The sequence below is a fragment of the Pseudomarimonas salicorniae genome (assembly GCF_023156535.1).
In the GTDB taxonomy this organism is placed as follows: domain Bacteria; phylum Pseudomonadota; class Gammaproteobacteria; order Xanthomonadales; family Xanthomonadaceae; genus Pseudomarimonas; species Pseudomarimonas salicorniae.
On record NZ_JALNMH010000003.1, the window covers coordinates 192,251 to 215,964 of the forward strand.

Here is a 23,714-nt window from a genome sequence, read left to right on the forward strand (position 1 = left end):
GCATCGAGCGACGGGACCTGCCGCTTTGCAGCAGCCGGCCCGGCCGCTATACTTCGCGCCTTCGTGGGGCGGCAGCTCAGCTGGGGCGAGCGGGAAATCCAGTTCGGCGACAGCCGATCTGACCGCAAGCGCCGAAGGCAGGAGCCGCAGGCCGGACCGACTTGAAGAGCGCAGGATGCGCGAGTCTAGTCGGGCGCTCTCTTCGGGACGCGCGCAAGGCCGGCACCGCCGTACAATCAGTTCATCGTGGGGCGGTAGCTCAGCTGGGAGAGCGTCGCGTTCGCAATGCGAAGGTCGGGAGTTCGATCCTCCTCCGCTCCACCACGATTTCAGGGCCGGCGGGTTTCCCGCCGGCTTTTTTTTGCCTGCAGAATGCGCGTCCCCGGCCGGGAGGGCGCAAGCGCCCGAACCCGCGGCGCATGTCTGCCATCAGGCCCTACGCCGCGCGGATCCAGATCAAGCCCGGCCGCACAACGTAACTACAGGTTCAGCAGACAGCGGGGTCACGAACCTCCCCGCGCCTCCATCGGGGTGCCCCGCAGAAACACGTCGCACGATGCCCGGCCGGACCCGCCTGCACACGCGAGTGCAGCGTGCCGTATTTGCCTCAGCCTGCCGCGCTGAGCAAACTCCCGGCTTCGACTTGATGGGGAAAGGCCGATGAGGACATGGATACGGCGCGCGGCAGCGCTGCTGGTGGTGATGCTGCTGGTGCCGGCGCTCTACATTGCGTGGATCGCTTGGCAGGCACATGGGGGCCTTCCGCGGTGGGAGGGTGAGCAGCAGGTCGCCGGCCTTGAAGGATCTGTGACCATTCGCCGCGACGCCCAGGGCATTCCCCACATCCGCGCCGGCAGCCTGCGCGATGCAGTGTTCGCCCAGGGTTTCGTGCATGCCCAGGACCGCTTCTGGCAGCTGTCACTGGTCCGGCAGCGGGCCGCGGGTCGGCTCAGTGAGTGGTTCGGCGGCGTGGCGCTGCGCGGCGACGCACTGCAGCGGATGACGGGCGGCGAGCCACGGGCGCGGCGACTCTTCGACGTGATTCCCGCCGAGGAGCGCAAACTGCTCCAGGCCTATGCCGACGGCGTCAATGCCTGGCTCGACAGTGACCTGTTCCGGACACCGCCCGAGATGCGCCTGCTGCATGTCGATGCCGAGCCATGGCGGGCCGAGGACGTGTTCCTGGTCTATCAGCAGGTGCACGACACGCTGTCTTCCTGGGGCAATGAAGTGATCCGCGCGCGGGTCGCTGCGAACGCGGCTGATCCGGCAGCGCTGGACATGTTCTCGATCCCCGAGCAGCCGGCTCCGGTCATCCTCGATCCCGCCCAGTCAGCGCTTCAGGACAGCGCAACGGTCAAGCAGGGCAGCTTCTCCGACAGCTGGCTGCTGGCCGGCCAGCACACGGCGAGCGGGCAGGCCTTGCTGGCCAATGATCCGCAGCTGCCGGCGACCATGCCCAATTTCTGGTACCTGCTACGGATCGAACTGCCTGACCGCACGCTGGCCGGGGCCACGGTGCCCGGACTCCCCGGGATCGCGGTGGGCCACAACGGCCGGGTGGCCTGGGCGGTGACCAACGCCCAGATCGATGTCAACGATGTCGCCCTGATCGAGCGCCATCCGGAGGATCCGACGCGCTATCGACGTGCGGCCTCCGAACCGTGGCAACGCTTCGAGCGTGAGACGCACCGACTCAAGGTTCGCTTCGCCGACGATCAGCTGCTGGAGATCGACCGCACGCCCACTGGCGTGGTCCCGCCCGACGGCCTGCTCTCGATGCCGGTGACGCGTACGCAGGGCGCGGCAGCAGAGTTCCGCTTCCAGTCGTTCGAAGTGGATACCTCGATCGCGGCACTGCTGCGTCTGAACCAGGCAAACGACGTGCTGGCGGCGCGGGAAGCGCTGCGCGATTTCAGCGGGCCGCCGCTCAACTTCTCCATGGCCGACGACGCCGGCAACATCGCCTATCTCGCCGCGGGCCGTCTGCCCGACCGGGTCGAGCCGCATGCGCGGCAGGTCGCGCTGGCACCGGAGGACGACAACGACTGGGAGTGGCGTCCGGCTGAAGACAACCCTGCGACGCTGAATCCCCCCAGCGGCCGCATCGTCACCGCCAACCAGCGCATTGCAGGCGATGACCACCCCTTCTATCTCAGCGACCTGTGGGCCGCCCCCGACCGCGCCCTGCGCATCCATCGAATGCTTGACCTCAGCCAGGAGCACGATCGCGAAAGCTTCGTGCAGATGCAGTCGGACACCCTGTCGCCGGTCGCCGCCGATCTGCTTCCGGCCCTGCTGCGCACCGTGCCCGCCACCCCGGAGGATGCCGCGCTGCTGGCCCGGCTGGCCGACTGGGATGCGCGCTTCGAGCCTGGCAAGGTCGCGCCTTTGGTCTTCCTGACCTGGGCCGAGCTCCTGGCCCGCCGCGTGCTGGACGATGAGCTCGGGCCCGCCGCATCGCTGCGCCGGGGCAATTTCGCGCCGCTACGCGCGGCCCTGCTCGGCGGGCAGTCGCAATGGTGTGACGACATCGGCACGCCCGATCGGCAGGAGGAATGCGCCGAGCTGCTTACCGAGACCCTGGGCGAAGGGCGGCGGCTGCTGGCCGAGGCCTATGGCGATGATCCCGACCGCTGGACCTTTGCAGACAGGCAGGTCACCCGGCTACCGCATCAGGGACTGGCCGGCTGGCCGCTCCTTGACGGCTGGTTCTCCCGCAGCGTCGCCGTGCCCGGCGGTCCGGAATCGTTGTTCATCAACCACCTCAGCGGCGACTCCGCCCCGCGTTTCACCGATACGCAGTTCACTTCGAGCTACCAGGCCGTGTACGACCTCTCTGACCTGTCACGCTCGGTTTTCATGATGAGCGGCGGACCGTCCGGTCATTTCGCCTCGCCCTACTACGAGAACCTGACCCCCCGATGGATCGGCGGAGAGCGCTTTGAGCTGAACGCCGGGTCGGTTGGGCAGGGCTCACCGCTCCTGGCACTCAATCCAAAGGGCCAGAGCGCCTCCGATTGAGTCCCGCGCCCCGCGCGCTGCGAGGGTGTGCGATGGGAACCGGGCGGACGGTGCGCCCGGCCGTGCATACCGGGGGCGCACCGCGGCGCGGCGCCTCGGCCAGGGTCGGCCCGCGACCCCGGACTGCGGGAGGGCTCGATGCTGCGGGCGCGGAGAGCCGGGCAGGCAGGATACCTGCCCGACAACCTGCCTAGCCCGGATATTTCACGAGGTCGCCATGAAACTCCCGCACTTGGCCTCTGGTCGCGGATTCCCATGACGCTCTGCTCTGAACACTTTGCACCGAAGCGATTCACGGCTGGCGCGGCCCTCGCTTGTCCCTGACGCCGATCGCCGCGTTGCTCCTCACCCAAGTGGGCCCACCACTTGGGCTCGTCGCGCCTTGCGCTCGACGCCACGTCCATCGCGATCATCCGCGCCCCCGTGAAATGTCCGGGCTAGCCGATCGCCTCGTCCTCGATGCCGGCCCCGGGGGCGTTCTGCTTGACCGATTCGATGCCGATATCGCGGGCGATCTCGCTCGAGTAGCCCTGGCTGGTGCCGATCACCTGGTGGTTGGCGGCCTTGAGGTTGAACATCGGCTGGCCGGCGGCATTGATCTTGCGCTCGAAGCGCTCGTCATGTGGAGCGTTGGCGCGCACCGAGTCGATGCCATCGAAGGCGGCCGCCTTGGTGGTGTACATCTGCGAGCTGAGGATGATCTCGCCATTGGCCGCGTGAAGGCTGAAGTGGAAGGAGCCGTCCTTGGCCGTGCTGAGCACAAACATGCCCATTCGCTGTTCTCCTGAGTGACAGAAGCCCTCAGGCTAGCAATCACCGACGTCGAACTCCAATCCACCGTGCACAAAGCACGTGATCGAGCCTCGCCCAGGACGGCCTCCGACTCCGCTTTCCGCGCTAGACTCTCGCTTCCAGACAGAAGGAAGGGCAACGATGGGTACGCAGCGACTCCTGGGGCTGGTCCTGCTGGTGGCAGGTGCCGTGCTGCTCTACTTCGGCTTGCAGTCCACCGAGTCGGTCAGCGAGAAGCTGGTCGAAGGCTTCACCGGCCGTTACAGCGACGGGACCATGGCCTATCTGGTGGGCGGCGCGATCGCCGGTGCACTGGGGCTCGCCCTGCTGCTGTTCGGTAAGCGCCGCTGAGGCGTCTAGTGTCCTGACCCGAAACTTCGTGAGCAAAGTCGCGACGCGGATCCGTCGTCGAGGCAAGGCGCGAGAAGGAGGCATAGCAGCGCTATGGCGACGCCGACCGAGCGCAGCGAAGGCGTAGCGGGCAAAGCCCGCGCTGCTGCGCAGCGGCGGAACGACGCAGCATCGGCGGCGCAGACCGAGCGGGTTCTGCGATGTATTTCCGGGACAGGACACTAGGAACGATCTGGACGCGCTCGCGCCTGCCGATCAGTCAACCAGAGCCGTCGCATCCACGCGCTCGACACCGCGCAGGTTCCGAACGAACTCGATCGCTGCATCCCGCCGCGCGGCGCCGGAGAGCCGACCGGCAAGCATTACCACGCCAGCCCGCGTGCTCACCCTGATGTCCGCGCCACCGACGCTGCGGGAATGCTTCAGCGTGGACAGCACGCTGCCCGTGATCCAGTCATCTCCGGGGGGCTGGCCCGCCGCATCCGCCTGCTGCACATCGGACGCGCCGCGACCGCGCCGGGTCAGCAGCACCACCAGCTGGTTGTCCACTGCCAACACGCCCCGGGTGTCGCGAGCGAGACGCTCGGCGAAGTGGCGCGCCTCGCTGGACTCCGCAGCGCCAAACAGCGTTACTCGCCCCTCATGGCTTCGGACAGCGGCCTCCGCGCCAAACGCCAACGTGCTTGAGGACAGCCGTAACTTCAGCGCCGCGGTGATCTCGCCATCGTCCCGGGGTTCGAAAGGCAGGTGACCGGGCTCTACGAGTCCGGCGCGCTGCGCGAGCACCGTCTCAGACCGCTCACTCAAGTTGACCGTTGCCTCGATGCGCTCGCCCCCCGCGGGCGCGGCCAGCTGGGCGGGACCTGTGGCGCAGGCCGCCAGGGCCAGCGTGAACACCAGGGCAGCCGGACAGGCCTTCAAGGCGAATCTGGCCGGGCGAAGGCGATGGCCCAGGACCAGCTGATCCCCACGGGACCGTGCCGCGGCCCGTGCCTCGCAAAGCGGGTCAACACGAACGCGAACCGGGCACTCGTGGTCAGCGCCGGGAGGCCGGCAAACGAGGACAAAAGAATGATGCCACCTGGTGCTCGGCTTCGGCCCGGCTGAGCGAGTAACGGTCACGTATGAGGTTGGCCAGCGCACGTTCGCTGCCATCCAGGGCCTGAAGCTCCGAGGCCTCAAGCTTGTCCCACTTCGCACCGGCCGCCTTGCACTGCTGGAGCCAATGGTTGCCCTGGGTCGACTCGTCCAGTCGCAGTGGCACCTGGCTCATGAGGTCATCGTCACCGGCAGCTGCCTGCATCACCGGCGCCGACTCCACAGCGACTGCAGTGGCGCCCGGTTCTGCAGCAGAAGCCGCTGCGGCGCTAGACCCGCGCCGCGATGGCGACAGGTCACGGCGACCTTCCATGCGGATGAAGGTCGTGCCTGGCAACGCCCCCGCTCCCGACGGGCGCTCGCTTCGCGACGCCTTCTCGACATCGGCATGGTCCCTTGGCGTGTTGAAGAAGTTCCAGGGTTCCGGGGGAAGGACGAGCTTCATTGGTATCTCCTTGTCTGGGAGTGCCCCGAGATAGGTCATCCGGGACAGGTCTGCGCTGATACCGAGTGTCCGCTCTGGCGCCACGAGGGTCGGTGCGGGAGCGAACAGAAGGCCACGTCGATGCCCGTCCGTGCCGTCCGCCGCAACGCATCCGATTACTCTGCAACGGCTCGCACGATGAAGCGCCGCGGAGCCGGTCCGACAAAGTAGAAGGGATAGCAGGTCACGAGTGTCAGCGCTTCCCGGGACGTTGGCTCAAGGGCGGACAGGTCCGACGGATCGACCACGTCGATCGAGATGACCCGATAGCGCTGCTGGCTGCCAGTGGGGACTTCCAGCAGGACCTGCGCGCCGACGTCGACGTGCTGGAGCTTCCGGAACCAGCCGTCGCGATGGGCGGCGATGATGTGGTTTCGAGGACTGCCCTCGCCGCCGGACACGTGGAACAGGCCGGCGCCACGGTTGAGGTTGCGCTCGCTGGTATCGGCGAAAACGGGCACACGCAGTCCGACACCGCCAATCGACAGGACAGCGATGGGCATCTCCTCTGCCTCGCTGACATCACCCGGAAGGGTTGGCAGATAGTCCGCCCTGCGGACCTCGGACCACGCCCCTTTATCCGGCCGGACTGCTGGCGATTGGGCGACCGGAACCCGCCGCGAATGTGCGAGGCCCTCGATCTGCAGAATGTGGGCATCGCGAATCGACAAGGCGACGCCTGCCGGAGAGGATGCGCTCTGCACCTGTGCATCGAAGGCAGAGAGTCCGCGGTCGCTTTCCGCCCTACCCAGCAGCCACACCGACAGCCACAGCGTCGCCCCGACCATGGCGATCAGCCAGCAGGCCGTCTCAAACCCCACCAGCCAGCGGCTCCGCGCAGCGGCTTGCCGTCCTGCTGCGCTCATAGGCGCCGGGGGCCTGTCGGGAGTCTTTCGTTGAAGCTTCATAGCCATTCGGGTGGACACCTTTGAGGACCATGCAGAAGCACTGGGGCGAGCGTGGCGGCCGCGCTGCCCTGGTGTGTCCCTGAAGTAGGTTGTTGATATCGCGAAGCGGATGCGTCGCCGAGGCAAGGCGCGAGAACCAGGCCCCGCAGCGTTCTGGCGACCCGAGCAATGCCGCATCGACGACGCAGACCGAGTGAGCTCTGCGATGTGCTTCGGGGACAGGACACCCGTCCCTTTGCCTGCGATCCAGCCAACCCGGAGCGCGAATGCACGTGGTCACAGCCTCCATTTGCCCTCGAAGACTGATGTGGTGTGAGCCGCCTGTCGGTGCGCTGGAACACGCTGGCATCTACCAACCAGTCGCACTCGTCGATGACTGCAGGCATCGAATGGCCTGACCGTCGACTCGTCGCCCCCGGCTGACGACGCTCCGGCGGGCACGCGATGGGGAGTTCCGTTGGCCAGCGCACCGACCGAGGAACGAACGTCGTGCAAGGTACCGCTGCGCGCTGCGCCCCGCGGCGCGCGCGAGCAGCCCCCTGCTCTCCCCTTGTGCCGATAGGAGCGCTCCCATGCTTGAAACCATCGCCATCATCCTGATCGTGCTCTGGGCACTGGGCCTGGTCTCGTCCTACTCCATGGGCGGCCTGATTCACCTTCTTCTGGTCTTCGCGATCATCGTGATCGCCATCCGCCTGTTGCGCGGACAACGAATCTGAAACTGATCGCCTACTCACAGACCGGCAGGAGGCTGCCTCCCGCCGCGTCGAGGCAACCCGAGCGTGCAATCCGCCAGCTATCTGACCACCTTCGCCAGCCCGGCTGGCCGCCTTGGCCAGCAACTCCGACCACGTCCCGGCGGCTCGATTGACCACGATTGGCAGCGCACCGACCGGCAGGAACAGGTCAAGGGCGGAGATTGGGGAAGCGCCGGTTCGGGCGCGAAGCAGACCTTCCGAAAATCCCGAATGTAGGAGCCAGCTTGCTGGCGATCGTCCCATCCGGGGCGCCTATCGCCAGCGATTGGGGAAGCGCCGGTTCGGGCGCGAGCAGACCTTCCGAAAAACCCGAATGTAGGAGCCAGCTTGCTGGCGATCGTCCCATCCGGGGCGCCTATCGCCAGCAAGCTGGCTCCTACAGCGAGATCGGGGCGAAGGCGCACTTCGCGCCCACAGCACACGTTGCCACACGCGCCCCAGGCGTCGGCAGCAAGGCTCGGGCAGGAGGCACGGCAGCGCTTTGGCAACGGCGATGAAATAGAGCACCGGCGGCGCGGAGCGAGTCTGGCCACCTGTTCTCGGGACAGGACACCGGGGAAGACCTTGAACACGTCCACGGTGGAGGCACGGGCTGAACGACCGCAACAAAAAGGCGGCCCCAGCATCAGCGGCCGCCGAATTCCCGGAGTGGCAGAGGATCTAGTTCTTCTCAGCCTGTCGCTTCTCGAACTCTGCGATCTGCTTCTCCGCCTCCTCGCGGCTGATCCCGTAGGTCTCCTGGATCTTGCCGGCGAGTTCGACCCGTCTGCCGTCGATGACGCCGAGCTGATCGTCAGTCAGCTTTCCCCATTGCGCGCGCACCTGGCCCTGAAACTGCTTCCAGTTGCCTTTCACGATATCCCAGTTCATGGCTTGCTCCTGTCCGGTTGACGCCGAGGCTCCCAAGGGAGCGGAGGGCGAGGGCCGATGCGCGCTTTACCTGCACCGGCCCTGCCCGCGAAGCGGAGTCAGTTGCCCATGCGACGCACGCCCAGCGCCAGGAGCGCGAAGGCACCGCTGCCGAGGGCAAGCCAGGGAAGTGGGCCGGCAGTGTCAGGCAGTCGGGTGATCTGCCGAGCGGGGGAAGCTGCCGCCAGCTGCACCGGGGCAGGCGTCGGCCCGACCGGCTCGTAGCGCACGATCTGCGAGTAGCGCTCCGGCGCCACCACTGGCTCGCTGGACAGGGCGGCCGCGCCCTCCGGAACGTAGAGGCTGATGCGCTCGTTGGTCCGCAAGGCCGAGAACGGACGCTTCTGCCCGTTGAGGGTCACCTGCTGGTCCTTGCCCGGTATCAGCGTGTAGCGGCCCACCGCACGGCCGCGTCTATCGACGAACTCGGAGGTAACCGAGCCGTCGCGGTTCACGCGAAGGAAGTCGGCTTCAAACCGGGCCCACTTCTTTCCCTGGTTGGTGACCACTTCGTGGCAGGCGTCGGCGATGTGCGGATACTGCTGGATCAGCTCGATGTTCCAGCCGATGTCGACCTGGGCGCAGCTCAGCACCCTGATCTCCGGATCCGCGAGCGACTGCGTATCCAGTTTGTTCTGGGCAAGGGCGGCGCTGCTGAGCACGGCGAGGGTGAGCAGGCTGAGCGGCAAGACGCAGCGCGATTTCGCGAATGAGTACATGTGGTTCTCCATTTTGTGTGGCGGAGGAGTGAGCGATGGCGTCGGCCGTGATCCACAACCGGCGGGCATTCCCCGCGCCGCGGAGCACTCGTGAGCATCCCCCTGGCGCGGGCAGCCAGCTATCTCGGCTGGTCGTTCTCGTCATCGATGTGACGATCGGCCTCCTTTTCGATCTTCTCGCCGACGACGGCCGTATCCCGGCCGACCCCGCGCAGCGTGTTGCATGCGGAAAGCATGACCGCAAGAAGAATGATGAGCAGCAGCACGGCCACCCGACCAATCGATAGGTTCATTTCTGGATCCTCTCGACGCAGGTCCGATGCACGACCGGGATGGTCGGCGTTGCGGATCAGGCGCCATCCGCAGCATGCGGCGTTACCCGGCGCAGGTCTGTACGCCAGCGAACATCGCGATACCCATCCCTCGGCGGGGCTGCCGACCGGCATTCCTCGGCGGTGTCTGCCCGACCACAAGGGTCCTGATGGCGTCGAAGGACGGCTATCCCGTGCCTGCGGCTCCGGCTGGATCTCTCTGGAACTCCGAGGAGCTCTACGCAGTTCCCCCGGGGTGATTCGCTGAGACCTCATCGATTGGCCTGTGCAGGGAACACCGCCGCATCATCATCCAGCAGCGTCTGGTAGCAGCTGCAGGCCTGGGCCAGCAGCCGGCCCCGGTCCAGCACGCGGATGCTGCCCCGGGCATAACGGATCAGTCCCGCGTGCTGCAGCTGGCCGGCCGCCAGGGTGACCGCCGGGCGCTGGACACCAAGCATGTCCGCGAGAAACTTGTGGCTCAGGGTGAGCTCGCTCCGCGCGGTGCGGTCCTGGATCATCAGCAGCCAGCGTGCGAGCCGTGCTACGAGGTGGTGGTAGTGCGAGCAGGCGGTGATCCGGGACTGCTGCTGAAGCTGCAGGTAAACATAGCGTCGCAGCACGCGCTGCCAGCCCGGACTGCGCCGGTGCAGGGCACGGAACTGTTTCAACGTCAGTCTCAAGGCGCTGCCCTCGCCCTGCACGACCGCGCGCCAGGGTGACGTGTCATGGTCCAGCAGGCTCGTCGCCCCCAACGCCCCTTCGCAGCCGATCAATCCCAGCTCGAGCGGCGGATGCCGGCTGATCGGAACGAGCAGGGAAATGCAGCCTTCGAAAGGAAAGTAGACATGGGTGACGGGCGCGCCGGCTTCGGCGAGGACTTCGCCGAAGCACAGGTCAAGGCGATTGTCGTGCGGTAGCAGGCTCCTCAGAGAGGGGGAAAGCGCCTGCAGAAGGCGGTTCGCTGGCACACGCTCAAGGGCGCTCATGCGCCCGGCCGAGGAGCGGGCCAGATCAAGTGGCCAGAGTCGACCACGTTCACAGGCGCCCGGCCATGAACAGCACGAGGACCAGTGCCAGCACCACGCCCAGATGACCCGCCGGCCGATAGCCCCAGCCACGGCTATGCCGCCAGCCGGGCAAGACGATGACCAGAAGCAGGATGAGTGTGACGATGAGGACACCGCCCAGGGACATGATGGTCTTCTCCAGGACATTGGGTCAGGGCCGACGCCGATGCGTCATCTCCGCCGCGCCGCAGAGGGTCGTGGCAAGCGACGGGGCCGGGAGGGGTCGGCCAGTCGATAGTCAGTCGCGAGGCGGCCGCTGTCGGTTCGCTATCGCACCCACCGGGGATGATCCTCGCCTCAGTTCAGGTCAGTGGATGCGCCGCGGGGAGAGGCTCGGGCGCTGCTACCGGGCAGCGCGGGGCGGTCGCTCAGTCGACGGAGCGCTGCGGCAGGTAGTGCAGCAAGCGATCGGTTTCCTTGCGCACCACCTGATAGCACTCGCAACAGAGTGATTCGAGAAGCGGGCGGTCAAGCACCGTGATGTGACCGCGCCGGTAGTCGATGGCGCCCAGCTCCTGCAGCCGGCCGGCGGCCTCGGTCACCCCCTCGCGGCGCACGCCCAGCATGTTGGCAATCAATTCCTGGGTCATCACCAGGTTGTTGCCATCGAGCCGATCCAGCGACAGCAACAGCCAGCGACAGAGCTGCTGGTAGATCGAATGGTGGCGATTGCACACCGCGGTCTGCGCCATCTGGGTGATCAGGGCCTGCGTGTAGCGCAGCATCAGCACCAGCAGTTCACCGTGCCGATCGAACTCGGTCTTCAGCCTTGGGCCCGCGAGCCGGTAGGCGCTGCCCGCGCTCTGCACGATGGCCCGACTTGGCGTGCTCTCCCCACCCATGAACAGGGAGATGCCGATCAGCCCTTCGTTGCCCACCACTGAAATCTCGGCCGAGGCACCGTCCTCCATCACGTACAGCAAGGAGATGATGCAATCGATCGGGAAATAGACGACGCGCACCTTGGCGCCCGATTCGTAGAGCACCTTTCCGAGCGGCATGTCGACCTTCTCGAGATAGGGAAACAGCCGCTCCTGCACCGGCTTGGCCAGCGAGGCCAAGAGCTGGTTGCGGCAGACGGGATCTTCGCTGATCGACACCCGGGCGCTCCTGATGGCTCCAAGGCAGGATAGCGCCATCAGGCGCGGCGCTATGTTCGATACCGCACACACGATCGCGCCGCGACCTAACCGACGGCCGGCCTGATTCTCAGCACCCGCGCTGTGCATCTGCGCCCAGGGAGAGCGCTTGGCCCCACTCAGGGCGCAGGTGACGGCGGGGAAAGCGTGGCCTGAAGAGCCTCTGCCGCGCGCGTCTTGGGATGCTCTGCGCCGAAATGGCGACGCCTCCACTCGACCCCGGACTGGACCAGAGGCCGCGCCTCCTGTTGCCGGCCCAAATCGACCAGGGCCGCCGCGCGCCACAGGCGCACGTTGACCACGTTGACGTCGTCCTCGCCGAAGACTTTGGCCATCCGCTCGTCGAGGCCATCGAGCAGTGCGTGAGCCTCTGCGGCCCGGTCGAGCCCGACCAGGGCGCCGCCGCGGATGCCGCGGATGGCCTGCGTGATCGGATGTCCCTCGCCCATCGATTCACCGGCGAGCTGCTCGGTACGCGTCACCAGGGCCAGGGCCTCTTCGGGCTGATCGATCCAGATCAGCAGCTCGGAAAGATTGGCGGCGTCGATCAGGCTGTGGACGTGACCTGGCCCGAGCAGACGCTGTCTCGCCTCCAACGACTCCTCGATCAGCGGTCGCGCCTCCTCGTATCGGCCGGCTTCCAACAAGACAACGCCGAGGCTGGAGACCGGCATCAGCCGCTCGGCCTCGTCGAGGCCGGGAATCCGGTCGCGGGCCTCGATCAGGGCAGTCTGGATGGCGATCGCCTCCTCGATCTTGCCCTGTTCCTGCAAAACGTTACCGAGCCCATTCCGCAGCTGAAAAGTCGTCACCTCGTGTTCGCCCAGCCAGCTCACCGCAAGCGCCACCGCCGTTCTCGACGTCTGCTCGGCCGCCTGAAGGTCTCCGCTCCGGGTCTGGGCGACCAGTAGCGCCTGCAGGACGCAGAGGCGATCGGGAGAGCGCGCCGGCTCGGGTTCTGAGAGGTAGTCAGGGGCACCGGCGATCACCTCGGCGAATCGGCCCACCGCATTGCGCGCATTGAGCACGGCGCAATCGAACTGCTCGCGCACCGAGCGCGTCCAGACCACCTCAGCGGCGCGCGCATCGGCCAGCTTGAGCTGGTCGGGGATCTGCTGCGGCGCAGCGCGGGGCAGGATCTGCAGGCGCTCGGCGACCACCAGGGCCTGCCGTGGGTGGTCGGCCGGCAGACTCTCGCGGGCCTGCTGCTCGGCGGCCGCGTTGACCGCCAACGCCTCTTCGATCTGACCGGACCCCAGAAGCGCCGACACCCTGCCCTCCAGATAGCGAAGCTCGGTGACAGCTGGGCCGCCCGAACGGCGCAGGTCATCCAGCGCACGATCCCAGTAGTCGAGCGCAAGGGCCTCGTTCTCCAGCTGATCGAGGCTGCGCGCCACCTGGGCGTAGAGCGCGGCACGCGCAAGACTCGGCTCGGGCAGCCGCTCGCCGATCCGCGCCGCCACGTCTTCCAGCACATCGACCACGCGCGCCGAGCGACCACGCAGCGCCACCTGCGGCGAGGCGATGATCTCCGAAAGGATGGCGTTCTGCGCCTCAACCGTTTCGGCATGCAACCGGGTCTGTCTTGACTGTACAAGCACCGCGCCGACCGCTACCCCGATCACTGCAACCACGGCGAGGCTGGCCGCGGCCCCCACGCGGTGGCGGCTGACCCACTTGCGCACTCGGTAGCCGCGCGAGTCGGGAGTCGCCTGCACCGGACGGCCCTCCAGCCAGCGCAACAGATCCGCTCCCAGTGCCTCGGCACTGGGATACCGGGCCCCCGGCTCGTCGCGCAGCGCCTTGGCGACGATATTGCGCAGATCGCGATCGATCGGGCACCGGCTCAGCACATCCTGCGGCCGGCCCTGCGCATCGCGCGGCGACTGCCCGGTCAGCAGGGCGTGCAGGATCGCGCCCAGACCATAGACGTCGGTGGCCGTGCTGACGGCCTCGCCGGCGTGCTGCTCGGGCGCGGCGAATCGCGGCGTAAGCAGACGCGTGCTCTGTCCATCGGCCTCTTCAGACAACAGCTTGGCGATGCCGAAGTCGAGCAACTGCGGCTGGCCGTGGGCATCCACCAGCACGTTGCCGGGCTTCAGGTCCCGGTGAATCACCAGATGCCGGTGGGCGTGGGCGACCGCGTCGATCACCGGCAGGAGCAGGCGGACCTTCTCCCGCAGGTCCAGATCGCGGGCATGGACATCCAGCCGTGCACCTTCGACCAGCTGCATGGCGATCCAGGGCGTGCCGTCCTCGGCCACGCCGCCGTCGTAGAAGCGGGCGATATGCGGATGCTGCAGCCGGGCGAGCACGGCCTGCTCCTGCAGAAAGCGCTCGCGCCCGGTCATGCCCCGCGGCAGCAGCTTGACCGCCGCGGTATGCCGGAAATCGGCCTCTTCGCGGCTGGCCCGATAGACCACCGCCATGCCGCCGCGGCCGATCTCCTCCTCAAGCAGCCAGGGACCCAGCCGCATACCGGCCAGCTGGCCTTCTTCAACGGCTTCTGCGGCCTGCAGGCCCGGCGGTGAATCAAGCGGGCTGGGCGTTTCCGAGCCAGCGAGCAGACGCCGCAGGGCCTCGCTGACGCCCTCTCCGGTGGACAGCTCGCGCAGGCGCTGGGCCCGCGACTCGGGGGGAAGCTCGAGCAGCTCGGCGAACAGCCGGTCCGCCTCGCGCCAGTCCTCTATGCGGATGCGCCCGGTCATGCGACCAGCATCGCGTTGAGCAGTGCCCGGGCCCGTTCCCAGTCACGATGCAGGCTGCGCTCGGAGCGCCCGACCAGCGCGGCGATCTCTGCCATCGACAGCCCGGCGTAGAAGCGCAGCTCGACCAGCTGGCGCAGCGCGGGATCGATGCGTTCAAGATCGTCCAGCGCCTCGTCGAGGGCGACCAGGGTGCGCTGGTCGTCGGCAAAATCGGACTCGCTGAGGGTGATCTGCAGCATCTCGCCGCCGCGCTTGCCGGCAAGGGCGGCTCGCGCGGCGTCGGTGACGATCTGGCGCATGGCGCGCGCGGCGGTAGCGAAGAAATGAACCCGACCGGCGAGCGCCAGCTGCCGACACTCGGTGAACTTGATGAACAGCTCGTTGACCAGCACGGTCGGGGAGATGGTGGCACTGCCCCCGCCGCCTACCCGGCTTCGCGCCAGGATCTTCAGCTCGGCATGCAGCAGTTCAAACACCCTGCCCAGCGCCTCCTTGCTGCCCGAGTCCGCCGCATCCCGGAGCAGCAAGGTGATCTCGTCCTGCGATGTAAGCGCGGCATCGCTGCCCATCCTTCCCCTCCTGTTTCGCGCCAAACGCGATAGGCCCAGTCAGCGACCTGGCAGACTCCGGTGGCGTCTTCCGTATGTCCGGTCAGAGCCCCCCTGTCCGGACCACCACCGATGAAGACCAGGCACGCCTGCATGCTTTTCCTCCTCGTCGCGGCGCCCGCCAGCAGCCAGGTCGGCCTGCGGCAGGGGTCGATCGACGCCGGAAGCGGCAGGTTCCAATCAGAAAGCTACCGCATCCGGGCGACGCTGGGCCAGTACGAAGCCGGCCTGCTCACCGGCGGTCGTTTTCGCCTGCTAGGCGGCACCGCCTCCTTCGCGCAACCCGCCCCATCGGGCCCGCTCGTCTTCCGCGACTCCTTCGAGGACATGCCATGAACATGCTGATCCGACTTCTGCTGGGCGCGTTGCTGGTCTCCGCCTCGCCCATGCCGGCGCAGGCCGGCGACTCGGCCGGAAGCGCCTTCACCTACCAGGGCAGCCTGGAGGTGGACGGCATCGCAGCCGAGGGCCGGTACGAATTCGAGTTCGAGCTGTTCAACGCGCCCAGCGGACCCAGTGCGCTGGGTGCCCCGCTGACGCGCAACGTGGCGGTGGAACGCGGCGTGTTCGTCGCGACCCTCGACTTCGGTGATGCGCCGTTCAGCGGTTCGGCGGTCTGGCTGGAAGTCCGCCTGCGGCCCGAGGGCAGCACCGATCCGTTCGAAACGCTGCTGCCTCGCCAGGCCATCACCGCGGTGCCCTATGCGATCCATGCCCAGTACATATCGGCCAATGCGGTCACCGGCGGCGAGATCGCCGATGGCTCGATCGGCGCCGCCGATATCGATCCGTCGGCGGTGCAGCGGCGCATCTCCGCCGCCTGCCCAGCCGGCCAGGCGATCGGCGCGGTCGACCAGAACGGCAGCGTGAGCTGCCTGCCGGCCGGCGAGGATGACGACTGGCTGCCCCTGGATGACGGCACCGGCCGTCTGCAGGCCAGCCAGGGCATCCGCGTTCAGCCATCGTCTCCGACGCCTTTTCCCTTCACCGTACGCCATGACAGCGCCCCCGCTACGCCCACTGCGGCGCTGACCGAAAGCGAGCCGGGCGACGCTGCGCGATTGAACTTCTACAACGACTCCGACCAGTCGCGTTTCTGGACCGTCGAGGGCCTGATCGCCGGCAGCGTCACCGACGACCGCTGGAGCGTGCGCAACAGCGCCACCGGCGGCAGCGGCGCCGAGATCCTCAGTGTCGATGGCGAGGGCCGGGTCGGGGTCATGGCCCCGGAACCCCTCGCTGCGCTGCACGTGCGCTCGGCCAGCCAGTTCGGGCCGGATGTCGGCGAGGGGCGCGGCGACCTTTACATCGGCGATGGCACGGTCGGCCTGTCGATGGGCGTCGCGCTGGGCGGCGGGGGGCGCGGCACCTCGCGGCTCTGGACCAATACCCAGGGCGCCATCGTGCTTGGCAATACCTCCCAGGATGTGATGTCGGTAGGCTTCAACGGCGACCGGGTCGGCATCGGGGTGAATCTGCCCATGGAACGCCTGCACGTCGCCGGGGGAAATGTACGCATCGACACCCTGGCTCACGTCGGAGCGTCGTCCAGAGTGGTGGTCGCCGATGGTAACGGCGTGCTGGCGACCGAAGCGCCGCAGATCCGGCGGAAGATCCTCTCGAGCCGGAGTTTTCATCCGAATCAATCAGACTACGTGTTCATCAAATATGCGAGCTCCATCTCGGGAGGGAGCGGTCCGGCCACGTTCAACGCCCTGCTCGAACTGCCGCGGGGCGCCAGGCTGATCTCGATGGAGGTGAATTACTACGACGATGACGGCGCCAACGACCTTAGCATCCAGCTGAACCGATACGACCCGGACGGCAGCTTCATCACGCTCGCAAGCTTCCTCTCCAGCGGGAACAGCCCTGAGAATCGTCAGCAGCTAGTCGAACTCTCGCCAGCGGTCGAGATCGACAACGACGCCTATACCTATCAGGTATTCGCCGGGGCCGATCTGTGGGAAATGATCCGGCTTCGCAACGTGGTCATTACCTACGAGCATTGAGCAGTTGCGATGCCGGCCGAGCCAGCGACATCGGCCGTCGGCGGCCGCGAAATCAGCCGCTACGAACCTTTTCCAACGACACCGCGTTGATGCAGAAGCGCAGTCCCGTAGGCGGCGGGCCATCCGGGAAGACGTGGCCGAGATGCGCATCGCAGACGTTGCACACGGTCTCGATGCGGATCATCCCGTGCGACTCGTCCAGCCGGTAGGCCACGGCGTTGTCCTTCAGGGGCGCCGTGAAGGACGGCCAGCCGCTGTGCGAGTCGAACTTCTGCGAGGCATCGAACAGCTCGCTGCCGCAGCACACGCAGGCGTAGATCCCCGGTTCGAACAGCCCGCACATCTGTGAGCTGAAGGGGCGCTCGGTCCCCGCCTCCCGGGTCACCCGGAACTGGTCCGGGCTGAGCTGCGCCCGCCATTCCGCCTCGCTGCGCTCGACACGCCGGTCCGGCGCCGGGTTGCCGCGCTTCGAACGGACCATCACCTGTTTCCAGTCAATCACTTGCGGGCTCCTTTCCGAATCCTGCGTACGGCATTTCCCCTAGCATGGCCCCTGCCGGGCGATTTTGCCGTGGAGGGAGTATCCACCCGCGAGGATGCTCCATGAAGCGCTCCGTTCCGTCGCTCTTCCAACGCTGGATCCTGCTCCTGCTGCTGGCCGTCTTCGGCCTCCCCGCGGTGGCCCAGCGCATCGACGACTCGATCACCGCGCACTACCCCTTCGAGAACAATCTCGACGAGGCAGCCGGCGTGAACACGCGGCCGGTGGTGCGCGGCACGCTGGAATACGCGGTCGGCGCCCTGGGGCGCAGCGCGAAGGTCTCGGGCGATGACGAGATCGACTTCGGCGGCATCCCGGGTTCGACGTTTGCGGGCGACTTCACCGTCGCCTTCTTCGTCAACCTCGAAGGCGCGGGCGCGCAGGCCTTGTTCTCCAAGGAGACCACATGCGATGCGGGCGACCGGTTCAAGATCGGGGTCGCGAACGGCTCGCCAGCGCGCTTGAGCTTCCAGTTGGCGAACGCCACCACCCAGGCCTCGGCCAACGCCACCGTGCCGCGCAGTCAATGGGTGCATGTCGCCGCGGTGCGCAGCGGCAGCCAGGCGCTGGTCTACGTCGACGGCGTGGCGGACCGCTCGGCCAGCCTGCCCAGCTTGAACCTCGGCGCGATCAGCGCCCCGTTCGGACTCGCCACCAGCCCCTGCATCGGACGCACGCTGGGGCTGACCCGCGCCCAAGGCCGGATCGACGAGTTGCGCATCTATCCGCGCGCGGTGGATGCCGCCACCATCGCCGGGTTGGCCCGTCGCCCCAGTTTCGCGGTGGCGCCGGCACGCGCCACGCCCGGGGCCCAAATCAGTGTCAGCGCCTCCCATCTGGTCGTCGACCGGACCTACGAGGTGCGGCTGTCGGGCACGACCCGGGTCACCTTGTTCCGCGGACCGGCGACGGCGACGTCGATGACCTGGCCGATCACCCTTCCGGAAGCGGCTGCAGGGCGCTACGAGCTTCAGCTGGTGGCAGTGCTGTTGCGCAGTCTCGAGAACGTCGAGCGCTCGGTGAGCTTCGACGTCGCGCCACGACTGAGCATCACCTCGAGCCCCTCGGCGCAGGCTGGCAAGAAGGCCACCTTCACGCTGGGGAACCTGGTGCGCGGCAACCAGACGCGCCTGTTCTACGGCGGCCGCCTGCTGGCAGGGCCTGAAGCCGCGGGCGGCACCACCCACGCCTTCAGCGTTGTGCTTCCAAGGGATTTCCCGGCCTCCCTCCCCGCCAGTGTCGCGCTGCGCGCCGAGCAGCTGTCGGGGCGGAGTGTTTCGCACCTGGGCACGGGCAGCGTCAGCGTCGCCGCGCCCTTCGCGGGCCGTTTCGCTCCCGTGCAGCAATTGAGCAGCAGCCGTACCCAGGTGCCTCCCGATGAGAAGGTCCGCATCAATGGCCAGCTGGGTTTCGCCGATGGCGCGAGCGCCAGCAACGTCGAGGTGAGCGCGTTCTGGATGGGTGACGACGGCAGCGTGACGCCACTGCCGACCTCCCTGTTCGATCTCTCCAACACCGGTTCGCTGTTCCTTGAAACGCGTCCGCCATCGCTTGAGGCGATGACCGCGGTGCGTCCCGATGTCGGTGGACGCATTCGTCTTGCCAAGAAACGCACCAACGAATTCGGCCGTGTGGAATGGGAGTTCGAGGAGGGGCCGCGACTGGAGACGATCAACGACACTGATCCGGACACGGACATCACGGTGCGCGTCCTACGCCGCACAACGCAAGGTACGGAGCCGTTGGCGGGGGCGTATGTGGTGGTGTCGGCCAATGCGCCGCTCGGCTACACCTTTGACCCGCCCACCGGAAGCGGTGGCGAATCGAATGCCAGCATTGGCGGCGGCAGCCTCTACCTGCACCGACAGCCCAGCCTCAGACAGAGCCTGGGCCCCGCCAAGGCGCTGCAGTCGCGACCCGGCGCGGTGAACCAGGTCAACAACGAGATCGCCGACCTGCCGCCTCCCCCGGCACCGGCCTGCGGCGAGGACCTCTACCGCCGCTACACCGACGGCACCGGTCGCGCCGAATTCCCGGTACTCGGCGGTCCGGAACAGACGCCTGCCGGCTGGCAGGCCGTCCAATCCACGCAGTTCAGCGCCAACGAGTGCTCCAGCTTCGGCTGCCGCGGCGTACAGGTGAGCCGCGTCTACAGCTTCCAGGTGAGCGTCTACACCCTGCACCTGGGCGCCGGCTATCGCAACGCGGACCGCTCTGAGGATCCTGTGCGCTTCAACATCTCCTACTTCCGCGATACCGAGACCTTCAGGATCACCAACCTGCGCACCGGGGAGACCACCGAGCAGCAGGTGTCGGCGAACCTGCACGTGGAGGTGCCGAACATCACCGGGACGGACAACTTCATCACCTTCGGCGATCCGATCATGTATCACGAGTTGGGCGGCCAGGTCATCGGCCCGGTGAATCGCATCGGAAGCGGGTTCCAGCTCGCCTTCGGCAAGTGGGTGGACTTCGGCGACTTGCCCACTGAAGGGGGCAGTACGGAGCGCAGCCGGGTATCCGAGTTCGTCAACCCCTCTCCGGACAAGGTGATCGAGTTCGAGCATCGCCCGGACGTCAACGGCTCGATCAGCAGCGCCAAGCTCTTCCTGACCAACCTGATCACCGGCCAGCCGTCCTATATCGGCGACTTCCAGCAGGTGTCGTTCTTCGACGGCTGCAACTTGCAGAACGGCTCGGATCTCAGTCTGGCCCGTGCCGAAACCTGGCGACTGAGACTCCCCTCCGAATTGGCCAACTCCTGGCGATTCCCGCGTGGAGTGTTGTTTCCGCAGTCAGGCCCGATGCGTGCCTGCGGCCACATCGCGGTGGAGAACGCGCGCGGTGGCAGCGGCCGCAGGAACCTGTGCTTCCACTGGCAGCAGGGGCCCGGCTCGATGTACGGCCGCGGCGGGCCTATCACGGTCAACGATGCCGACATGTTCGACGTGCAGGTCGAGGACAGCGGCTACGTCGTGGGGCAAGGCCAGGCATCCATCCCCAAACGAGAGACTGAACTGCTCGGCGAGAAGATCGACAAGCCGGGCAGGATCGACAACGAAACCAATGTCCGCAGCGGCAGCTACAGCAGCCTGGGGCCCAACGGGCCGACGAGCGGCTCGCGACAGGTTGGCGGCAACAACCCCAAGCAGTTCAGCGAAGGCGCCTCGGGAAAGCGGACGCAGACCGACAATGCCGAGGGCGGCTCCGTGGTGGAGTTCGGATCCGATGAGTACCAGACCGTACTGGATGCGACGATTCCGTTGTTCAAGTGGTACTGGGGCGTGCCGGAGATACTGTCCGCGGAAGTTTTTGCCGAGCTGCGATTGATTGCGAAATACCTGTTCTCCGGCAGCATCCGGCGGGTAAACGGCGTGGAGAGGATTGAAGGTCTGACCAACGCCGTGTTCATCACCCTGATCACGATCGGCGTCGACATCGATGTGCTCTTCGGGCTGCTGGTTGATGCTGGCGCCTCGCTCAGTGGGCTGATCATCTCGGAGATGCCGGTGATCCTCGAGGACGGCGAGGTCCAGACCCAGGGCCCCTGCATCACCTTCGGTCTCGACTTTTCCTACTGGATCGATCCCTGCCCGGTCTGCCCGACGCCGGCATTTGGCGACACGCTTCCGGTGCTGGAAGCACGGGCGCCGGAGGGCTGCGGGTTCTTCAGCGCCAGCGATCGCAAGATGAGCCCGCTGATCGATCCGGAAGTCGCCAAGCTGGCCCGAGTCACCGCAAAGGATGTCCAACTCGGGTTCGACCAGGCGCGCGAGCTACGCAGGCAGCCGGCCCTGGCCTTCGACCGTCAGGGCAACGGCCAGATGCTGATGCTGAACGCCTCGCGGGGGCTGTCGGCCAGCGGCGTCAGCGCCGGCGGCACCGGCCCTCAGGCCACGCTGAGCACGGCCATGGGCATCCGCGAGCCACAGGTCACCTATTTCGATGCCGAACGCGGACTTGCTGTGTGGGCAGAAAGCGAACTGCCAGAATCCGAGTTCCGCGCTGCGAGCTATCCGACCCTGGTCGCCGCGCAGCGCCTGGTCTACGCGGAGTGGGATGGCGAACAGTGGGGCGAGAAGCGCACGCTTACCGCGGCGACATCCGGGGACGGTCGGGTGACTCTGGCGGCCTGCCCGGCAGGTGCAGCGAATTGTCCGGCAGGCGGCGAGGTCGTGGCCGTGTGGCAACGCAACGCCAGCGGCAATGCGCTAGCGCCCCAGTATCGTCTGTGGCACGCCACCTTCCGCCCGGGCACAGGGTTCGGACCCGCGGCACCGGTCGACACCTCGCCCACGCAGGGCGTGCAGGACATCACCCCGAGCGCCACCTACGTGGGTGGACGGCCGGTCCTGGTCTGGACGCGCCAGTTCGGCCCGGCGATCAGCAACTTCGCGCAGCGCAATCTGGCCTATCGCGTGCTGCCCAACGGCAACCCGACGGTGCTCGCGGCCGCGCCAGCGGCCAGTGCACCGAGCGCTGTGTCGGTCGGCAGCAGCGGACTGCGAGTCGCGTGGCTGCGCGCCGACCCGAACACCTCCAGCAACCCGCAAGCGGCCAGGGCTGGCGCGGTGGGCACGCAGCAGGCCCTGTACGTAGCCCAGGCGATCTGCAATGCCACCACCTGTAGTTTCCCTGAGGCACTGATCCCGGCTGCGCGGGACCAGCATGGTCGCCGGATTTACGGAGAGCGGCCACGGCTCGTTCGCGGCGAGAACGACGCCTTCGTCGTCATGCGGGTCTTCCGCCTGCAGGGCGATGCCTCGGAGGCCGTGTACCCGGGCGATCCGATCGGGACGGTGTTGAACTCGGCAGAGGTCATTCTGTTCACCCCGAACTTCGCCACCGGCGTCGGCCGCATCCTGCCGCTCACCGCAGACGGCGCCACCCACATGGGGGTCTTCGCCGCCTTCAATCCGGCGGCCCGCGAGATCGTCACCGGCTCGTCGATCTTCCTGCCGCCCAACGCCGGACCCATGCGGGCCGCGCTGAAGGCCACCGGCTTCAAGGGACACGTGGCCTACAGCAAGCAGATCGCCAGCGCCGGTCCGGTCGAATTGCGCGCCACGGTGGATGCCCCGGACCTGGCGCTGGAGAAGATCGAGCCGCAGAGCGAACTCTCGCCCTCCACCGCGCAATCGACCCGCCTCACCATCGGCAATCGGGGCGCGGGCTATACGCTTGGCGCAAATGGCGTGGTGATGATCGAGCTGCGCTGGAACTCGCCCGGCGGCGCCCTGCTGGGAAGCTACACACTGGACTCCATCGGTGCCGGCGAAGAGCGCGTTGTCGAGCTCGCCTGGACGGCCCCGGCCAGCGCCCACCCGGACGAGCCTGCCGTGCTGGTGGCCATGCTGGTCGCCCCCGGCAGCTTCAACGAGGTCACCGGGGACAACAACCAGTTGCAGTTCGAATACCCGGGTATGCCGGTGCCGCAGCAGCTTGCCTCAGGCGCCATTCCCGGCGTTCCTCAGGTGCAGCTCGGATGGGAGCCTATGGACGATTCGAGGATTGCCGGCTATCGGGTCTATCGCCAGGGCGGTGAGGGCAACTGGATCGCCATGGGCGCATCGCCCACCCACGGCTTCCTCGATCTCTCGGCCAGCTTCAACACGCCTCGCACCTACGCGATCAGCAGCTACTCCTCCCGAGGCGTGGAGTCCGAGCTCAGCGAAGCCATCACCGTCATGCCCGTGCCGCAGGGCTCCGCTTCCCAGTTGCCCTTCGTCGACGGATTCGAAGCTCGCAACTGAGTGTCGCTGGAAGCCGCTTCGGAAGCGAGGTCGCAGGCCTCGCCCCGAAGCGGTCCGAACTCGACACGCAGGTCGCCACGAGGCCGGGGGTGATCGGGGTCTTCCAGAGCCGGCTGAGGCGTCGGTGGAGCGCGACCTCCTGGAGCGCAAGGCCCTTGAATGCCTCGCGGAAACCGAAGCTCAGTTCGGGCACGCGGAAGAAATTCATAGGGTGCGGCTGGCCGCACCGGGCATACCGTGCGAAGTCCCGCTTCGATGCGCCAAGACACACCCTATTAGGCTTCGCCGACGTGCAGCGAAGCCCGACTGCAGGAGCGCACATGGAAGCGACTGCGTCGTGGCGTGTTCACCATAGACCGCGGCCACAGCGAACGTCCGCAATCGCGGCCATGTCCGGTCCTACGAAAAGCCCGCCCATCTGAGGTTTCGGCCAACGGCCGGTGTGCGCCCCTGTCCGCTTCCCTCTGAGAACACCAGACGCCTGCAGCCGGCTCGGCATCCGGACGCACCGGCGTGACGCGTTCCTGCAGGC

General features: G+C 67.2%; 19 protein-coding genes and 1 tRNA gene. 7 read left to right on the plus strand and 13 right to left on the minus strand.

Translation table 11 applies throughout. From position 1 onward, the window contains the following. The first annotated feature begins 248 nt into the window (after positions 1-248). Positions 249-324 (plus strand) — tRNA-Ala (locus M0G41_RS05120). A 336-nt stretch (positions 325-660) separates the two neighbouring features. Beyond that, a complete protein-coding gene (locus M0G41_RS05125; RefSeq protein ID WP_248206011.1) occupies positions 661-3,024 on the plus strand; it encodes a penicillin acylase family protein in 2,364 nt (787 codons plus the stop codon). 437 nt (positions 3,025-3,461) lie between these two features. Here the strand turns inward: M0G41_RS05125 and M0G41_RS05130 are convergent, their stop codons facing one another. Beyond that, complete coding sequence (locus M0G41_RS05130) at positions 3,462-3,797, minus strand: YegP family protein (RefSeq protein WP_248206016.1); 336 nt, start codon at positions 3,795-3,797, stop codon at positions 3,462-3,464. A gap of 160 nt (positions 3,798-3,957) precedes the next feature. On the opposite strand from M0G41_RS05130, the gene M0G41_RS05135 reads away from it, so the two are divergent. Next, a complete protein-coding gene (locus M0G41_RS05135) occupies positions 3,958-4,167 on the plus strand; it encodes a DUF3185 family protein (protein ID WP_248206021.1) in 210 nt (69 codons plus the stop codon). Positions 4,168-4,422: 255 nt separating this feature from the next. Here M0G41_RS05135 and M0G41_RS05140 read toward each other — a convergent pair whose 3' ends face one another. The 3 genes from M0G41_RS05140 to M0G41_RS05150 all read right to left on the minus strand — a co-directional run bounded on the left by M0G41_RS05140 (position 4,423) and on the right by M0G41_RS05150 (position 6,615). Then, on the minus strand, positions 4,423-5,064 hold the full coding sequence (locus tag M0G41_RS05140) for a BON domain-containing protein (RefSeq protein ID WP_248206024.1): 642 nt from the start codon (positions 5,062-5,064) through the stop codon (positions 4,423-4,425). A 139-nt stretch (positions 5,065-5,203) separates the two neighbouring features. Next, positions 5,204-5,440 carry a hypothetical protein gene (locus M0G41_RS05145; RefSeq protein WP_248206026.1) on the minus strand — a complete coding sequence of 79 codons (237 nt, stop codon included), beginning with the start codon at positions 5,438-5,440 and terminating at the stop codon, positions 5,204-5,206. A gap of 425 nt (positions 5,441-5,865) precedes the next feature. Further along, entirely contained in the window at positions 5,866-6,615 is a 750-nt protein-coding gene (locus tag M0G41_RS05150) for a class D sortase (RefSeq protein WP_248206029.1), read from the minus strand. Between the two features lie 614 nt (positions 6,616-7,229). On the opposite strand from M0G41_RS05150, the gene M0G41_RS05155 reads away from it, so the two are divergent. After that, positions 7,230-7,376, plus strand: coding sequence for a lmo0937 family membrane protein (locus M0G41_RS05155; protein ID WP_248206031.1), 147 nt, complete (start codon positions 7,230-7,232; stop codon positions 7,374-7,376). 699 nt (positions 7,377-8,075) lie between these two features. On the opposite strand, the gene M0G41_RS05160 is transcribed toward M0G41_RS05155, so the two are convergent. From M0G41_RS05160 to M0G41_RS05195, 8 genes are all read right to left on the minus strand, one after another. Beyond that, the gene (locus tag M0G41_RS05160; RefSeq protein ID WP_248206033.1) at positions 8,076-8,285 is read right to left on the minus strand and encodes a CsbD family protein; all 210 of its coding nucleotides are present in this window, start codon (positions 8,283-8,285) and stop codon (positions 8,076-8,078) included. A 98-nt stretch (positions 8,286-8,383) separates the two neighbouring features. Continuing rightward, on the minus strand, positions 8,384-9,043 hold the full coding sequence (locus tag M0G41_RS05165; protein ID WP_248206036.1) for a hypothetical protein: 660 nt from the start codon (positions 9,041-9,043) through the stop codon (positions 8,384-8,386). 119 nt (positions 9,044-9,162) lie between these two features. Continuing rightward, on the minus strand, positions 9,163-9,336 hold the full coding sequence (locus tag M0G41_RS05170) for a hypothetical protein (RefSeq protein ID WP_248206039.1): 174 nt from the start codon (positions 9,334-9,336) through the stop codon (positions 9,163-9,165). A 290-nt stretch (positions 9,337-9,626) separates the two neighbouring features. Continuing rightward, positions 9,627-10,343 (minus strand): Crp/Fnr family transcriptional regulator, encoded by a 717-nt coding sequence (locus tag M0G41_RS05175; protein WP_248206041.1) that lies wholly within the window; start codon positions 10,341-10,343, stop codon positions 9,627-9,629. A gap of 49 nt (positions 10,344-10,392) precedes the next feature. Continuing rightward, positions 10,393-10,551: a DUF3309 family protein gene (locus M0G41_RS05180; protein WP_248206044.1), complete on the minus strand. Its 159-nt coding sequence runs from the start codon at positions 10,549-10,551 to the stop codon at positions 10,393-10,395. Positions 10,552-10,792: 241 nt separating this feature from the next. Further along, the gene (locus M0G41_RS05185; RefSeq protein WP_248206048.1) at positions 10,793-11,524 is read right to left on the minus strand and encodes a Crp/Fnr family transcriptional regulator; all 732 of its coding nucleotides are present in this window, start codon (positions 11,522-11,524) and stop codon (positions 10,793-10,795) included. A gap of 158 nt (positions 11,525-11,682) precedes the next feature. Continuing rightward, positions 11,683-14,271: a serine/threonine-protein kinase gene (locus M0G41_RS05190; RefSeq protein ID WP_248206052.1), complete on the minus strand. Its 2,589-nt coding sequence runs from the start codon at positions 14,269-14,271 to the stop codon at positions 11,683-11,685. Next, positions 14,268-14,840, minus strand: coding sequence for an ECF-type sigma factor (locus M0G41_RS05195; protein WP_248206056.1), 573 nt, complete (start codon positions 14,838-14,840; stop codon positions 14,268-14,270). Before M0G41_RS05195 ends, M0G41_RS05190 begins: the two co-directional genes overlap by 4 nt. A 132-nt stretch (positions 14,841-14,972) precedes the next feature. On the opposite strand from M0G41_RS05195, the gene M0G41_RS05200 reads away from it, so the two are divergent. Both M0G41_RS05200 and M0G41_RS05205 read left to right on the plus strand, forming a co-directional pair. Beyond that, positions 14,973-15,215 (plus strand): hypothetical protein, encoded by a 243-nt coding sequence (locus M0G41_RS05200; protein ID WP_248206058.1) that lies wholly within the window; start codon positions 14,973-14,975, stop codon positions 15,213-15,215. Next, positions 15,212-16,888: a hypothetical protein gene (locus tag M0G41_RS05205; RefSeq protein WP_248206062.1), complete on the plus strand. Its 1,677-nt coding sequence runs from the start codon at positions 15,212-15,214 to the stop codon at positions 16,886-16,888. Before M0G41_RS05200 ends, M0G41_RS05205 begins: the two co-directional genes overlap by 4 nt. Before the next feature lie 52 nt (positions 16,889-16,940). Here M0G41_RS05205 and msrB read toward each other — a convergent pair whose 3' ends face one another. Continuing rightward, positions 16,941-17,390, minus strand: coding sequence for a peptide-methionine (R)-S-oxide reductase MsrB (gene msrB, locus M0G41_RS05210; RefSeq protein WP_248206065.1), 450 nt, complete (start codon positions 17,388-17,390; stop codon positions 16,941-16,943). Between the two features lie 101 nt (positions 17,391-17,491). Here msrB and M0G41_RS05215 point away from each other — a divergent pair, with 101 nt between their 5' ends. Continuing rightward, complete coding sequence (locus M0G41_RS05215) at positions 17,492-23,182, plus strand: LamG-like jellyroll fold domain-containing protein (protein WP_248206069.1); 5,691 nt, start codon at positions 17,492-17,494, stop codon at positions 23,180-23,182. Positions 23,183-23,714: the final 532 nt, after the last annotated feature.

Excerpts from the sequence above, each read along its gene's own strand:
- M0G41_RS05190 (WP_248206052.1), bottom strand. The coding sequence starts at position 14,271 with ATGACCGGGCGCATCCGCATAGAGGACTGGCGCGAGGCGGACCGGCTG.
- M0G41_RS05200 (WP_248206058.1), top strand. The coding sequence starts at position 14,973 with ATGCTTTTCCTCCTCGTCGCGGCGCCCGCCAGCAGCCAGGTCGGCCTG.
- M0G41_RS05160 (WP_248206033.1), bottom strand. The coding sequence starts at position 8,285 with ATGAACTGGGATATCGTGAAAGGCAACTGGAAGCAGTTTCAGGGCCAG.
- M0G41_RS05135 (WP_248206021.1), top strand. The coding sequence starts at position 3,958 with ATGGGTACGCAGCGACTCCTGGGGCTGGTCCTGCTGGTGGCAGGTGCC.
- M0G41_RS05205 (WP_248206062.1), top strand. The coding sequence starts at position 15,212 with ATGAACATGCTGATCCGACTTCTGCTGGGCGCGTTGCTGGTCTCCGCC.
- M0G41_RS05175 (WP_248206041.1), bottom strand. The coding sequence starts at position 10,343 with ATGAGCGCCCTTGAGCGTGTGCCAGCGAACCGCCTTCTGCAGGCGCTT.
- M0G41_RS05150 (WP_248206029.1), bottom strand. The coding sequence starts at position 6,615 with ATGAGCGCAGCAGGACGGCAAGCCGCTGCGCGGAGCCGCTGGCTGGTG.
- M0G41_RS05170 (WP_248206039.1), bottom strand. The coding sequence starts at position 9,336 with ATGAACCTATCGATTGGTCGGGTGGCCGTGCTGCTGCTCATCATTCTT.
- M0G41_RS05145 (WP_248206026.1), bottom strand. The coding sequence starts at position 5,440 with ATGAGCCAGGTGCCACTGCGACTGGACGAGTCGACCCAGGGCAACCAT.
- M0G41_RS05215 (WP_248206069.1), top strand. The coding sequence starts at position 17,492 with ATGAAGCGCTCCGTTCCGTCGCTCTTCCAACGCTGGATCCTGCTCCTG.
- M0G41_RS05130 (WP_248206016.1), bottom strand. The coding sequence starts at position 3,797 with ATGGGCATGTTTGTGCTCAGCACGGCCAAGGACGGCTCCTTCCACTTC.
- M0G41_RS05165 (WP_248206036.1), bottom strand. The coding sequence starts at position 9,043 with ATGTACTCATTCGCGAAATCGCGCTGCGTCTTGCCGCTCAGCCTGCTC.
- M0G41_RS05155 (WP_248206031.1), top strand. The coding sequence starts at position 7,230 with ATGCTTGAAACCATCGCCATCATCCTGATCGTGCTCTGGGCACTGGGC.
- M0G41_RS05180 (WP_248206044.1), bottom strand. The coding sequence starts at position 10,551 with ATGTCCCTGGGCGGTGTCCTCATCGTCACACTCATCCTGCTTCTGGTC.
- M0G41_RS05195 (WP_248206056.1), bottom strand. The coding sequence starts at position 14,840 with ATGGGCAGCGATGCCGCGCTTACATCGCAGGACGAGATCACCTTGCTG.
- M0G41_RS05125 (WP_248206011.1), top strand. The coding sequence starts at position 661 with ATGAGGACATGGATACGGCGCGCGGCAGCGCTGCTGGTGGTGATGCTG.